The sequence below is a fragment of the Acinetobacter calcoaceticus genome, assembly GCF_051947995.1.
Classification (GTDB): Bacteria; Pseudomonadota; Gammaproteobacteria; order Pseudomonadales; family Moraxellaceae; genus Acinetobacter.
In genome coordinates, this window is the sequence record NZ_JBLVVH010000003.1 from 544,842 (window position 1) to 558,392 (window position 13,551).

The 13,551-nt window shown below is 40.4% G+C and carries 12 protein-coding genes; 11 read left to right on the plus strand and 1 reads right to left on the minus strand.

The window, feature by feature from the left end:
* Positions 1–334: 334 nt before the first annotated feature.
* Both ACNQO6_RS08525 and ACNQO6_RS08530 read left to right on the plus strand, forming a co-directional pair.
* On the plus strand, positions 335–1,495 hold the full coding sequence (locus tag ACNQO6_RS08525) for an iron-containing alcohol dehydrogenase (RefSeq protein WP_440208685.1): 1,161 nt from the start codon (positions 335–337) through the stop codon (positions 1,493–1,495).
* A complete protein-coding gene (locus ACNQO6_RS08530; RefSeq protein WP_440208686.1) occupies positions 1,492–1,935 on the plus strand; it encodes an acyl-CoA thioesterase in 444 nt (147 codons plus the stop codon). The genes ACNQO6_RS08525 and ACNQO6_RS08530 overlap by 4 nt, the downstream gene beginning before the upstream one ends.
* Positions 1,936–1,985: 50 nt before the next feature.
* Here the strand turns inward: ACNQO6_RS08530 and dnaX are convergent, their stop codons facing one another.
* The gene (dnaX, locus tag ACNQO6_RS08535) at positions 1,986–3,974 is read right to left on the minus strand and encodes a DNA polymerase III subunit gamma/tau (RefSeq protein ID WP_440208687.1); all 1,989 of its coding nucleotides are present in this window, start codon (positions 3,972–3,974) and stop codon (positions 1,986–1,988) included.
* Positions 3,975–4,176: 202 nt separating this feature from the next.
* Here dnaX and ACNQO6_RS08540 point away from each other — a divergent pair, with 202 nt between their 5' ends.
* The 9 genes from ACNQO6_RS08540 to ACNQO6_RS08580 all read left to right on the plus strand — a co-directional run bounded on the left by ACNQO6_RS08540 (position 4,177) and on the right by ACNQO6_RS08580 (position 13,493).
* A complete protein-coding gene (locus ACNQO6_RS08540; protein WP_343579127.1) occupies positions 4,177–5,337 on the plus strand; it encodes a cupin domain-containing protein in 1,161 nt (386 codons plus the stop codon).
* 210 nt (positions 5,338–5,547) lie between these two features.
* The gene (locus tag ACNQO6_RS08545) at positions 5,548–6,603 is read left to right on the plus strand and encodes a linear amide C-N hydrolase (protein WP_440208688.1); all 1,056 of its coding nucleotides are present in this window, start codon (positions 5,548–5,550) and stop codon (positions 6,601–6,603) included.
* A gap of 38 nt (positions 6,604–6,641) precedes the next feature.
* Positions 6,642–7,154, plus strand: coding sequence for a hypothetical protein (locus tag ACNQO6_RS08550; protein WP_343579125.1), 513 nt, complete (start codon positions 6,642–6,644; stop codon positions 7,152–7,154).
* A gap of 480 nt (positions 7,155–7,634) precedes the next feature.
* Positions 7,635–8,201 (plus strand): TetR/AcrR family transcriptional regulator, encoded by a 567-nt coding sequence (locus tag ACNQO6_RS08555; protein WP_440208689.1) that lies wholly within the window; start codon positions 7,635–7,637, stop codon positions 8,199–8,201.
* A 564-nt stretch (positions 8,202–8,765) separates the two neighbouring features.
* Entirely contained in the window at positions 8,766–9,077 is a 312-nt protein-coding gene (locus ACNQO6_RS08560) for a metalloregulator ArsR/SmtB family transcription factor (protein ID WP_343579123.1), read from the plus strand.
* A gap of 85 nt (positions 9,078–9,162) precedes the next feature.
* Positions 9,163–10,863: a SulP family inorganic anion transporter gene (locus ACNQO6_RS08565; RefSeq protein WP_440208690.1), complete on the plus strand. Its 1,701-nt coding sequence runs from the start codon at positions 9,163–9,165 to the stop codon at positions 10,861–10,863.
* A 197-nt stretch (positions 10,864–11,060) separates the two neighbouring features.
* On the plus strand, positions 11,061–12,263 hold the full coding sequence (gene sstT, locus ACNQO6_RS08570; RefSeq protein WP_440208691.1) for a serine/threonine transporter SstT: 1,203 nt from the start codon (positions 11,061–11,063) through the stop codon (positions 12,261–12,263).
* A 6-nt stretch (positions 12,264–12,269) separates the two neighbouring features.
* Positions 12,270–12,950, plus strand: a complete 681-nt coding sequence (locus tag ACNQO6_RS08575) for a YoaK family protein (protein WP_440208692.1) — start codon at positions 12,270–12,272, stop codon at positions 12,948–12,950.
* 3 nt (positions 12,951–12,953) lie between these two features.
* On the plus strand, positions 12,954–13,493 hold the full coding sequence (locus ACNQO6_RS08580) for a DUF2058 domain-containing protein (RefSeq protein WP_440208693.1): 540 nt from the start codon (positions 12,954–12,956) through the stop codon (positions 13,491–13,493).
* Positions 13,494–13,551: the final 58 nt, after the last annotated feature.

The following is a 13,551-nucleotide window of genomic DNA, read 5'->3' on the forward strand; positions in this document are numbered from 1 at the left end:
GTACTGCTCATGGAATATCAAGTAACTAATCGATACTCATGAGAAATAACACCGCATTCATTAGATGAATTTAAAGAAATTCTGGATGCAGAATGTTTGGATTAAAAGTTACAAGGAGCCCTTAAACAGCTCGCGTTGTTGAAACAAAAATAATAAATTCATTTAATTTTATAAAGTTAAAGTAAAAAATAGATAGACCATACAATATTCGGGCTGCTATAAAGAGCTCAAAATTACACTGTTCAAGAACATCTTATGTTAATTTATTTGAGCAATGAGTTATCGTTACATTATAAAAAATGTTGTATTAATGATGAAAAATAAGGATGTATGTATGAACCAGTTTCAATTTCAAACCGTTCCCAATATCATTGCGGGCCTAGGTTCGATACAAGAACTTAAAAACATTTTAACCCAACACAACTATCATAAAGCCCTGATCGTGACCGATGCCGGCATGATTCAGCATCAGTTGCATCAACCTATTCTTGAGATTTTAAAAGAAATTGATCTGGCACATCTCATCTATTCAGATATTCAGGCCGATCCACCCGAACATATCGTTTTAGAAGCAGTAGATTTTGCCAAACAGGAAAAGATTGATGTCATTCTAGGCTTTGGCGGCGGTAGTTCCATGGATGTTGCCAAGATCATCGCCTTACTTGCACACCCAGAGCAACAACAGCAACTGAGTGAAATCTATGGTGTGAACCAAGCAAAAGCGCCGCGCTTACCTCTTATCTTGATTCCAACCACCGCAGGTACAGGTTCAGAAGTGACTCCAATCTCGATTGTCACCACAGGAGCCACCACTAAAATGGGCGTGGTTTCTCCGATTCTGTATGCCGATGTTGCCATTTTAGATGCTACTTTTACACAAGGGCTCCCTGCCCATATCACGGCGGCAACAGGTATCGATGCCATGGTTCATGCGATTGAAGCGTATACCTCGAATATTAAGAAAAACTTTTATGCAGATATGCTGGCGAAAAATGCACTCAAATTACTGAATCAGAATCTGGCTAAAGTCCTCAAGAATGGTGCTGATCTGGAGGCACGCCAGAATATGCTGGTAGGTTCAATGCTGGCAGGTCAGGCTTTTGCCAATGCACCCGTGGGTGCAGTACATGCACTCGCCTATCCCTTGGGTGGACATTTCCATCTTTCACATGGGCATACCAATGCCTTAGTACTGGTAGAAGTATTAAAATTCAACGCCCCCAAAGCCAAGCAACATTATGCCGAGCTCATGCAACTGTTAGATCCACGAAGTACAGGTTGTACCGATGGCTTATGTGATTTGTTTATTGATCATATGCAAAATCATCTGGATCAAAGTGGCCTCACCCTGAAATTAAAGCATCTGGATGTCCCTGAGACTAAACTTGCCCAATTGGCGAAAGATGCCATGCTACAAACCCGCCTCTTGCAAAATAATCCAAGAGAAATGACCGAACAAGATGCTTTACAGATTTATCAGGCGATTTATGCATGAGTAAACCCATTTTAAAAACACGAGAACAATTTAAATTCTTTTTCCCGATCCAGACCCGTTGGGCTGATAATGATATCTATGGTCACGTCAATAATGTCACTTACTATAGTTATTTCGATACCGCTGCCAATTCATTGCTGATACAAAAAACCGGATTTGATATTCACAACAGTGAAATTATTGGTCTGGTGGTAGATTCAGCCTGTAGCTTTCTACAGGAGCTGTCATTTCCGGAAATGATTGAAGTCGGTGTAGCGATCGGAAAAATTGGCAATTCATCTCTTAGATATGAATTGGCGATTTTTAAACAGGGTCAGCCGCAAGCAGCGGCACAAGGTCATTTTGTGCATGTATTTGTTGATCGTAAATATCGGAAAAGTACCGCCATTCCGGAGAAAATGCGGGAAGTTCTTGAGCAATATTTGCTGCCTGATGAATAAAGTTAATATAAAAAAGGCAAAGCGATTAGACTTTGCCTTTTTATTAAAACTTAAGGCTTCAATTGAATATTGTGCAATTCCGCATCAAAGCTTTCTACCAGACTTTTAATCGTCGGTTCTTGATGTAACAACTCGACAGCACGATTAAAGGCTTTTTGCTTACGTTGATGCTGCATCAATAACGGTGTATTAGAATCAACCGCGCCATATTGGACATTAAAATGCGTTTGAGGCCATTGCGCTTTTAAAGCATCTTCCAGACCATGCTGTAATTGTGACAGCATGCCTTCATACTCCTGAGGAATCACAAGAACACAGGTCCCGTTAATTTGCCCTTGCATCACCCCATGCTGTGCCAGCTCCTGCACGGCGGGTGAAAGCTGGCTGGTTCTAAACCAGTATTCCCATTTTTCCAGATTCCACTCGCCCTCCAAAGTCTGCTCACGCAACTTGAGAATATCTTGTGGCATTAAATCGTCTGATATTGCTGAAGCAGCAGTCACTACGCTTGTGGTTGTTGCAACCACAGTGTCTACAACCTGTTGCTTGATAACAGCAACTGAAGGCTCTGCTTCCACTACAGGTTGCGGCTGATCTACGGGAGCAGAAACTTCAATATTGTCTTCAACCGGAAAAATTAAAACTTCTTCCGAATCTGTAATACTTGATTGAACGATTTCTGTCTGTACTGAAGTTTCCAGACCGATCAACTGACCCGCTTCCGCATCAAATACCATCAAGTTGCTATCTGGTTTCAGATTACTATCTGGTTTTTGCACAACAGGTTCAGGTTCAGGTTCAGGTTCAGGTTCAGGTTCAGGTTCAGGTTCAACACTAGCTGCTTGTTGCGGAACTGCAAATTGATTTTCTGTATTTACATGTTGTATATGTTGCTGAACTTCTGTTGCTGCAATCTGGGTAACAGGCGTTGCACTTACAGTGACTTCATTCAAGCTCATCGGTCTAAATGCCAATAAGCGTAACACTGTCATTTCAAAGCCTTGCTCTTGCGTCACCGCCAGCTGTAGCTCGGTACGCCCTTTGCATGCAATTTGATAATAAAGCTGTAAGTCCTGAGCAGAAATGGACTTGGAAAGCTGCAAAATTTTCTGATTGATTTCTTCACTATATTTCAGCGCAAGATCTGGTAAATATTGCAACAAAGCCAGTTCATGTAAGGTTGAAACCAGTTGATCCAGCACCAGAGACACATCAAGGGCTTGCTGTCTAAATTGTAGAAGTAGCTGACTGACACGCGCTTGCTGGTTGTGATGAATGGCCAGAATCAGATCGTAAATAATGGTCCGGTCAATCAGGCCCAACATGTCTTTGACATCTTGGTGATGTACGGCGCCTTGTCCATAGGCAATTGCCTGATCTGTTAATGACAATGCATCACGTAAAGAACCTTGGGCAGACTCAGCAATTTGCCAAATCGCATCCTGATCCGCTTCAATCTGTTCTTTATTCAGAATCGCGGTTAAATGCTCGGTGATTTCATCGACGGCTAAAGGACGCAAGGTAAATTGCAGGCAACGTGAAATCACGGTGATCGGTAATTTTTGTGGATCTGTCGTTGCAAACAGGAATTTGACATGCTCAGGTGGTTCTTCCAAGGTCTTTAACAAGGCATTGAACGAATGCGTCGAAAGCATGTGCACTTCATCGATCAGGTAAACCTTGAAACGACCTTGCGTTGGGGCATAAGGAACATTGTCGAGTAACTCTCGGGTATCTTCCACTTTGGTCCGTGAGGCCGCATCGATTTCGATTAGATCAATGAATCGGCCTTCATTTACAGCCTTACATGTGGTGCATACTTCACACGGCGTTGAGGTTACCCCTGTTTCACAGTTTAAGCATTTGGCTAAAATACGGGCAATTGTGGTTTTACCCACGCCACGCGTTCCTGTAAACAAGTAAGCATGATGCAAACGACCGCGTTCCAATGCGCTGGTTAACGCACGAGAAACATGGTTTTGCCCCACTAACTCATTGAAATTACGTGGACGGTATTTTCTTGCCAGTACTTGATACATGTATGCTCCTTTTCGCCTGTTAAGCATACTGTTTTTTTGAAAGACTGTGAATGAATACGCATTCAATTGATCAAGATTAAGTACATTCTTGGACTTTTATTACCGTTTTGCAGTGTTTTTAGAAGCTTGACACAAGACTTGCACCAACATTCAACTCAAGGGACAATACACACCAATTTAAATGTTGTTGGTTTCATTTCCCATGTCTCAATCTTTAGCGGTACTCGGCGGCATTACCGCAGAACAATTTCTTAATGAATATTGGCAAAAAAAACCTTTACTGGTTCGTAATGCCATGCCTGAAATTATTGGCCTATTAGAACCAGCAGACGTACAAGAGCTGGCTCTGGAAGAACATGTCACTGCCCGTCTGATTCGTCAAAAAAACAAGAATCCAAATGAATGGCATGTCAAGTCTTCACCACTCACCAAAGGTGACTTCCAGAAATTGCCTAATCTATGGACTTTACTGGTTCAAGCCGTTGACCATTACTCCTTCGATATCGCAGAGTTATGGAAAAAATTTCCGTTTATCCCGCAATGGCGTCGTGATGACATCATGGTGTCTTATGCGCCCAAAGGCGGTTCAGTTGGAAAACACTTCGATTTTTATGATGTGTTTCTGATCCAGGGTCACGGTCACCGTCGCTGGCAACTTGGACAAATGTGTGACGAATCTACCCAGTTCATTGCTGACCAGCCATTAAAACTTTTAGCTGAAATGGATGTGCATTTTGATGAGGTACTCGCACCAGGCGACTTACTTTATGTACCACCAGGCTTGTCACATTACGGCGTTGCTGAAGATGATTGCTTAACCTTCTCCTTTGGCTTCCGTATGCCAAATCTTTCTGAAATGATTGATCAGGTCAGTGATAAATTTGCAGAAAACACTCTGCTCAAGAATCCATTGGCAGATATCGCCCGTCAACAGACAGCACATCTAGGTGAAATTAATAGCACTGAGTTTGCTTATTTAAAAACCCAACTCCTAGACTACCTCACTCAAGCACCCGAGTTTGATGCAGCCATCATGGCCTACATGAGTGAAGCAAGCTATCCAAACAATATTCCGGAACCTGAAGAAGTAGATGCAAATGATGTGGCGGAAGTGATTGGTGCAGATTACCAGATTATTTTAGAGCCTGCCTCAAGATTACTTTACCGAAAACAGGGTGATTCTTTTGAGTTCTGGGCCAATGGCGATACAGTTTGTATCTCTGCAGCATGCATGCCTTATTTAAAACAGATTGCAGATGGGGAAAGCCTATTACTGGATGAACGTTTTAATCAAGCGGAAATTCTGGAAGACCTCGCATTGTTACTTAACAATGCCATTGTAATGCTATTACCGCCCAATTAACTCATACCGCCCCTAACATTCTGGCACGATAAAGAAGGCTTTTTCTATATCGTGCCCTGCCAATTAGGGCCAAGAAAAACAATTCCCTACTTTTCATATTGATTACATTTTATTGCTTGAATAAAATCATTTTTTTAATAGACTAAATTTAATTCATTACAAAAACATTGAATAGAAATCACGCTTATATAACTGCAAGGAGTAACACTTGTGTTTAAAAAAATATTAGGTTTTTCTTTTCTCGCCACTTCCCTGATCCTGCAAACCAGCCATGCCTGTACCCGTGCAGTTTATCTCGGAAATAATGATCATATTATTACTGCCCGATCGATGGACTGGAAAGTGGATGTCGGCACCAATCTCTGGATTTTACCCAGCGGCGTAGTTCGAGACAGCAATGCAGGCCCAAAATCTTTAAAATGGAAAGCAAAGTATGGCAGTGTAATTGCCACAGGCTATGATATTTCAACAACAGACGGCATGAATGAAGCCGGATTGGTCGCCAATGTTTTATGGCTGGTTGAATCTCAATATCCAGACACCAAGAAATCGAATAAACCGCAACTGAGTATTTCTGCCTGGGCGCAATATGTCCTGGATAATTATGCGACCGTCGCCGAAGCTGTTAATGCGCTAGAAAAAGAACCATTTGACCTGATTACTGACAGTGTCCCGGGTGAACAACGCCTCACGACCTTACATTTATCCATTTCAGATAAAACTGGAGACAGTGCAATCATTGAGTACATTGGCGGCAAGCAAGTGATTCATCATAATAAAAAATATCAGGTCATGACCAATTCCCCCGTCTTTGATCAACAACTTGCATTGAATACATACTGGCAGCAAATTGGTGGAACCGTGATGCTACCGGGTACCAACCGTGCGGCTGACCGTTTTGCCCGTGCCTCTTTTTATATCAATGCCATTCCCAAAAATGACAATCCCAAAGATGCACTGGCCTCGGTATTTAGCGTTATCCGCAATGCCTCCGTACCTTATGGATTAAATACAGCAGAAGAGCCGAATATTTCTTCAACCCGCTGGAGAACGGTTGCGGACCATAAGCAGCAGCTTTACTTCTTTGAATCGGCAGTTTCACCCAATGTGTTCTGGGTGGATTTAAAGAAAATCAACTTCAAAGATGGTTTAACGCGTAAACTTGATCTTGGCAAAGATCAGCAAAATACCTTTGCTGGCGATGCAACCAATCAATTTAAAGTATCAAAACCATTTGAATTTCTTGGTCCACAACTACATCATTGACACTGAAAAATATTGAGTCATCCTAGAGAGTCGAAAAGATGAAAAAAACCTTAAGTTTACTGAGCCTTTGTATTGTGATGAGTGGGTGCTCGACTTTGCCCGACTCATCTACAAACGCAACAGGCAATTTAGCCACAGCAGGCTCTTTAAACTGTAAAGCAAACGAACTTTGCCCCAATGTCTTTGTGGAATGGGATCAGCAACAGAAACAGCAATTAAGAGTTGAAACGGTGCTCAATAGCAGTTATGACTACTATGACATTAAAGCGATTACCTTCCTGATCGATGGCAAAGCATTCTCCTATCCGGCTGCTGGCCCAACCCAGCAAAAAAATATTAACCGTCTGATTCCAAGACGCTCCTCAAATAGCTTTATTGTGCCGAGCTTGTTCCTATATGAGCTAAGCAAAGCCCAGAATGTTGAGCTCTCAATAGAAACAGACAAGGGTAATATTAAGCGATCAGTCTATACACCTAACCAACCATCCATGCTCTATCAGAATTTTGTCAAGCTGATCGCCAGCATGCCAGCACAATCTAAAAAATCGTAAAAAAGAAAATTATGCGATTAAAGTCAGTTATTTATTTTAACTAAAAATAACTGACTTTTTAAATATTACAGTTTTATTAAAAACTCAATTTTTGAATGTTTTTTCAAAAATCCTTTTCTGGAAAATAAATAATTCATAGCAAACAGGAATTAAAGCCCTATCATTATTTTCCAAATGTTCAAGATTATTTGAATAAAAATACATATCCTGCAAAAACAATTAGATGAATTATCATCCATTGATTCTCAACAATGAATTCATTCAACAATTCGATTTAATAAACCGTTTTCTGATTATTTCCTCGTTATTCATATCTTTAATTTTTATACTACCCTTGAAATCAAAGCTCAAAGCATCAATTAAATAAATAATATTATTTTCCCCTATGATATTTTTTAAATACCATGTAGAATCCCAGCGAAAATTGCATGATGAAATGCAACCTGGTGCTCTTGGTGATGGGCTAACTTGAGGCGTTATATGTCAAAAAAAGAAGATATTATTAACACTGCATTAAGACTTTTTAATTCGCACAGTTATAACTCGATCGGTGTTGACCGTATTATCAGTGAATCTGGCGTTGCAAAGATGACCTTTTATAAATACTTCCCTTCAAAGGAAAAGCTTATCGAAGAATGCCTGATACAACGTAATATTAACCTTCAGACTTCTCTTAATGCAACGTTAGCAGAATGTGACCAGACAGATCACCTAAGCCAGCTTAAAGCAATTTTTCAATGGTATGCAGCATGGTTTAATAGTGCAGACTTCAATGGATGTATGTTCCAGAAAGCTTTAGAAGAAGTGATCAAGATCTATCCATCGACTTTGCAACCTGCAACGCAATATAAGATATGGTTAACTGCACTGGTTCAAAATTTGCTGATCCATCTGGAAATTCATAATCCGACTCATCTGGCCACTTTGATTGTGAGTATCCTGGATGGTATGACGATTCAGGCTCATGTCAACAAGCATTCAGTAGAAATGGATGAATACTGGAAACGCGTTGAACATTTGATCAACTTCGAAAAAGAGTTTGCGTAAATCATGTTATCCCTTTATGACTAGAGGGATAATAATGCGATAAAGTGAAGTAAAACTTGAATAAAGAATTGAAAAAAATAAAGCGTGATTTATAATTATTATTGTGGCTCACGCTTGCGTCTGAGTGTAAAAAGAATAATAAATATTATTACCCTCTGGCGGTTGTACTTTCGCACTCCCGATCCTTCTTATGCAGACAGATCGTTCTGTCTTGTTTTTCATTATATATACTTTTCAGCAAAGCACAATCTTTTTTTCTAGTTTTTTATATTTATTAAATATATTAAGTACTTAATTTTATTCTTCAGTTTAACTAAAGAATAGAGTAGCCTAAAAAGATGCCTTCCATATTCAAAATGAGATAGAAAGCACATTAAAAACCCAATAAAAGTAACTACAGCACAATTTCAATTAAAATCAACAAACAGGCAACATTTTATCTTTATTTATCAATTTTTCTTATATGTATTTTCATTAAAAACCATTGCAATTATGCAGTTTTACTACAATTTTCCCTTGCGCTGACTTTATACTAGCCACGGCTGTAATGTAACGAGTATAAGTATGCAAAAGGATTTTGAGATCGACGCAATGAGAGAGTCTGCAGGTACAATTGTCAATGTACTAAAATCTCTGGCTAATACCGATCGGTTAATTATTTTGTGCCATTTAGCAAAGCAAGAGCTGAATGTTTCACAGATTGAAGAAATTACACAAATCTTCCAACCTACCCTTTCTCAACAGCTGATGATGCTACGGAAAAGCAATGCGGTATCTACCCGTCGTGACGGTAAACAGATTTTCTATTCGATCCTCGACCCCAAACTAAAAGCTATTTTAAATACTTTATATGAGCACTATTGTCCTCAATCGTAAGTATTGAAGAAATTACAATCATCATCACACTCTTTAGCATTTTTTCTGCATAATATATATGAATTTATGATTTAGACTATGATGCATGAAATTGTTCTCTCCAAATGTTTCCAGACTATTTCCTGCACGTAAGTGGCTAAGTGAATATCATTTTTCAAGCTTTAAGTCAGACTTAATCGCTGCACTTATCGTACTGGCAATGCTCGTGCCCCAAGGTATGGCTTATGCCATGCTGGCCGGGCTGCCACCAGTAATGGGGGTATACGCCAGTATATTGCCCATGATTATCTATGCCTTTACGGGCAGTAGCACAACCCTGTCCATAGGGCCGGTCGCTATTATCTCTATGATGGTCTTTGCTGCATTAAATCCATTATTTCCGGTCGGCTCCGCGCCTTATATTGAAGCTGCATGCCTACTGGCACTTTTGGTAGGTATCATTTCGATGGTTCTGGGCATACTGCGTTTCGGGTTTTTAATCCAGCTGATTAGCCATCCTGTGATTCAGAGTTTTATTATTGCTTCGGCACTGTTAATCGCTTTGGGACAATTCAAGTTTCTACTCGACATTCCCTTAAAAGCCACCAACATTCCAGAATTTATCGTCAGCTTATCTCAAAATTTTCATCTGATTACCCTATCAGGGGTAGGCTTTGGCCTGATCTCGGTTTTATTACTTGTTCTACTTCCAAAATTTATAGGTTCTGAATTTTTAAATAAAGTTCTTCCTCTGCTGCTGGTCATCTTTTCTATAGTCCTGCTCAGCTTCTGGAATGAAAATAATCTGGGTATTCAAACGGTCGGTGTCATTCCGACAGGCCTCCCAAGTTTACATTTCCCCACATGGAACCTGAGTTTAGTCCAGCAGCTTTTACCCAGTGCATTTATGATCGCCATGATCAGCTTTGTTGAATCACTCGCGATTGCTCAGGCAACCGCTTTGCAGAAACGTGACGATTTAAATAGCAATCAGGAGCTGATAGCTTTAGGTCTGGCAAATATTGCAGCAGGGATCAATTCAGGTTTTGCGGTATCGGGCAGTTTATCTCGTACCGTGGTCAATGCGGATGCTGGCGCGAAGACTCCAATTTCAGGTGTACTTTCTTCATTGTTTATGATTGCGGTCAGCTTATATTTTACGGGGTTTTTCCAAAATCTCCCCTTGGCGGTACTGGCAGCAACAATTTTTGTCTCCATCTGGAAACTGGTGACCATTACTCCTTTTATTGAAACCTGGAAGTATTCAAAAGCAGATGGCCTTGCCATGTGGGCAACTTTTTTTGGTGTAACCTGTATAGATATCTCGACAGGATTGCTTATTGGTATTATTTTAACCTTTGTTTTACTGCTGTGGAAAATTAGCCGTCCGCATATTGCCGTGATTGGTCTGATTGAAGGGACACAGCATTTTAGAAATGTATCACGCTATGATGTCATTACGACCCCAACTGTAGTTGCATTTCGTGTGGATGAAAATCTGACTTTTTTAAACGCGCATGTGTTAAAAGGTCATGTGATTACTGAAGTCAGCCAAAATAATCAGCTACAGCATGTCGTGATTAACTGCTCAAGTATTAGTAATATTGACCTGAGTGCTTTAGAAATGCTGGAGGAGCTTAACCGTGAATTGGCACAGTTAAACATTCAATTGCATTTGTCAGAAGTAAAGAGTTTTGTGATGGACAGATTGATTAAATCAGAACTGACGAAGCAACTGACGGGTCAGATCTTTTTATCACATTATCAAGCAATACAAACACTTTCGCCTGATATGCTTGCAGAATGAGCAGTTTTACCAGATTGTTTTTTAGACAAAAGGATGTGTCATGTTTTCTTAATTTTTTTTTAAAAACATTGTCTTAATTTTTACGATATTTTTAAAGTTATTGAATTGCAAAAAAAATTTTATTATTCACGGTTCTTAGGTATAGAATACCGCGCTTGTTTAACCTTAAACCGTGCATAGGTTTATAAGGCCTTTATATGTTTAATGTATTATCTCGCTTGAGTTTAGTTAGCAAAATTATTATCGCTATTTTTCTAGGGATTGGAGTAGCTCTGCTCTTTCCTAACTTTACACCCTACTTAAGTTTATTGGGTGAATTATTCATTAAAGCATTAAAGTCTGTTGCGCCAATTCTGGTTTTTGTTTTAGTTCTTTCATCGATTGCAAATTTCCAGATTGGTCAAAGCTCAAATATCAGACCCGTTCTGGTGTTGTATATCGTGGGCATGCTTCTGGCTGCATTTAGTGCAGTAGCTGCCAGTATCATGTTTCCAAGCCAGCTGTTTTTACACTTACCTGCTGAAAGCGGACTTCAGGCACCGGGTAGTCTTGCAGAAATCCTGAAAAACTTACTGTTAAGTTTTATTGCAAACCCTGTACAAGCGATTGGCGAAGCTAACTTTATCGGTATTTTGGCATGGGCAATCGGTTTAGGTCTGGCATTACGTCATAGCTCAGATACAACCAAACAGGTTTTAACAGATGTTGCCGATGCGGTGAACAAAATCATTCATACCGTCATTGGCTTTGCACCAATCGGTATTTTCGGCCTAGTTGCCGTCACCTTTGCCGATGCAGGCTTAGCGACATTAAAAAGCTATGCCCATCTCTTGTTCGTCTTAATTGGCACCATGGCTTTTGTTGCACTTGTAATCAACCCGATTCTGGTCGCGATTACCATGAAAGCAAACCCATATCCATTAGTATTTACCTGCTTGAAAGAAAGTGGCATTACCGCATTCTTTACGCGTAGCTCGGCAGCCAATATTCCGGTGAATCTGGATCTGGCTCACCGTTTGGGTGTACATGAAGCCACTGCAAGTGTATCTATTCCACTCGGTGCGACTATTAACATGGCTGGCGCAGCAGTCACGATTACCGTATTGACGCTTGCAGCTGTACATACGCTAGGTATTCCAGTTGATTTAAGTACCATGATCATTTTATCGGTAGTTGCCGCTATTTCAGCCTGTGGTGCATCAGGCGTTGCGGGTGGCTCTTTGCTCTTGATCCCTGTTGCTTGTAGCCTGTTTGGTATATCATCTGAAGTTGCAATGCAAATCGTTGCGATTGGTATGATTATCAGCGTATTGCAAGACTCAACAGAAACAGCACTAAACTCATCAACTGATGTCCTTTTTACTGCTGCCGTTGATTTCAGAGACCGTCCAAATTCATAGGTTGATATGCCACTTCAACGTTTACCCAACTGGATTCAACTTGGTGCCTTCTTACTTGCACTGAATGCAGGGATGGTAAACGTTTTAGGCTTATTTACCGTCTTACACCAATCTGTTTCACACATGACAGGCAATGTCAGCATTCTGGCCATGAGTTTGCTGGAATGGCAGCCTGAACACTTTATCTATCTCAGCTTCGTCATTCTTTGCTTTATCACAGGTTCATTCTATAGCGGTCTGATCTTGGGTAATGGCAATGTCGCTTTCGGTCGTCGTTATGGACTCCCTCTCAGTCTGGTCGCCATTTTCCTGTTGCTGACCTGGTTGTTATTGCCTTATTTCCCCCGTTATGGCTTGCTGTGGGCTTGTGTAGCAATGGGTGTTCAGAATGCCATGGTAAGCCATTACAAAGGTGCGATTATCCGAACAACGCATCTTTCAGGTGTTCTGACCGATATCGGCTTGTCTTTGGGATATAAAGCCCGCGGCTTAAATGTGGAAAAACGTCGGATTTTTCTACATCTACTCATTTTTATCGGTTTTTTATTAGGTGGACTCATTGCGAGTGCGCTTTATCCTTATTTAAAATTAAATAGTTTTCTCATTCCGGCCGGCTTAAGTCTGGGGATGAGTATGACATACTGGATTTTCTATTTTCGTTCTTCATCAAGCTCACATTTGGATTGAATTATGGTTAAAAATGCATTGCAGGCCCAATTATTAAAAGCAGGTTTGGTGGATAATAAAAAAGCGAAAAAACTGACTAAACAGGCTCAACACGGGCAAAGGACCGGACAAAATGATGATGCGACTTTGAAGGCTGAAATTGATCGCGCCAAACAAGAAAAATTAGCCAAAGATCAGGCGTTGAATCTGGAAAAGCAGAAGATCCTGGAAGAGAAAGCATTAAAAGCATCCATCATCCAGATGATTAAACAGCATAAAGTGAAAGACATTAGCGGCGACGTCACCTATCAATTCATTGATGAAGGGAAAATCAAGAAAGTCTATCTTTCACAGCAGGTTTATAACGCACTTGTTACAGGGTCGTTGGTGATTGCCAAAGATCAGGACAGTTATGCTTACCTGCCTAAAGCGCTGGCGGACAAGATTGATCAAAAGATGTCAGGTTTTATCTTGGTGAACAACAATACCGAGAACAATGACCAGGCTACGGATGAGGAAGATCCATACGCAGCTTATGTCATTCCTGATGACTTAATGTGGTAAAACACCACGGCGTTATGTAAAAACGCCTTACAAAACGTATATAAACTGTGATCAGATT

What these genes read in the sequence shown, in the direction of transcription:
- ACNQO6_RS08525 (WP_440208685.1), top strand. Translation starts at nt 335, where the DNA reads ATGAACCAGTTTCAATTTCAAACCGTTCCCAATATCATTGCGGGCCTA.
- ACNQO6_RS08530 (WP_440208686.1), top strand. Translation starts at nt 1,492, where the DNA reads ATGAGTAAACCCATTTTAAAAACACGAGAACAATTTAAATTCTTTTTC.
- dnaX (WP_440208687.1), bottom strand. Translation starts at nt 3,974, where the DNA reads ATGTATCAAGTACTGGCAAGAAAATACCGTCCACGTAATTTCAATGAG.
- ACNQO6_RS08540 (WP_343579127.1), top strand. Translation starts at nt 4,177, where the DNA reads ATGTCTCAATCTTTAGCGGTACTCGGCGGCATTACCGCAGAACAATTT.
- ACNQO6_RS08550 (WP_343579125.1), top strand. Translation starts at nt 6,642, where the DNA reads ATGAAAAAAACCTTAAGTTTACTGAGCCTTTGTATTGTGATGAGTGGG.
- ACNQO6_RS08555 (WP_440208689.1), top strand. Translation starts at nt 7,635, where the DNA reads ATGTCAAAAAAAGAAGATATTATTAACACTGCATTAAGACTTTTTAAT.
- ACNQO6_RS08560 (WP_343579123.1), top strand. Translation starts at nt 8,766, where the DNA reads ATGCAAAAGGATTTTGAGATCGACGCAATGAGAGAGTCTGCAGGTACA.
- ACNQO6_RS08565 (WP_440208690.1), top strand. Translation starts at nt 9,163, where the DNA reads ATGAAATTGTTCTCTCCAAATGTTTCCAGACTATTTCCTGCACGTAAG.
- sstT (WP_440208691.1), top strand. Translation starts at nt 11,061, where the DNA reads ATGTTTAATGTATTATCTCGCTTGAGTTTAGTTAGCAAAATTATTATC.
- ACNQO6_RS08575 (WP_440208692.1), top strand. Translation starts at nt 12,270, where the DNA reads ATGCCACTTCAACGTTTACCCAACTGGATTCAACTTGGTGCCTTCTTA.
- ACNQO6_RS08580 (WP_440208693.1), top strand. Translation starts at nt 12,954, where the DNA reads ATGGTTAAAAATGCATTGCAGGCCCAATTATTAAAAGCAGGTTTGGTG.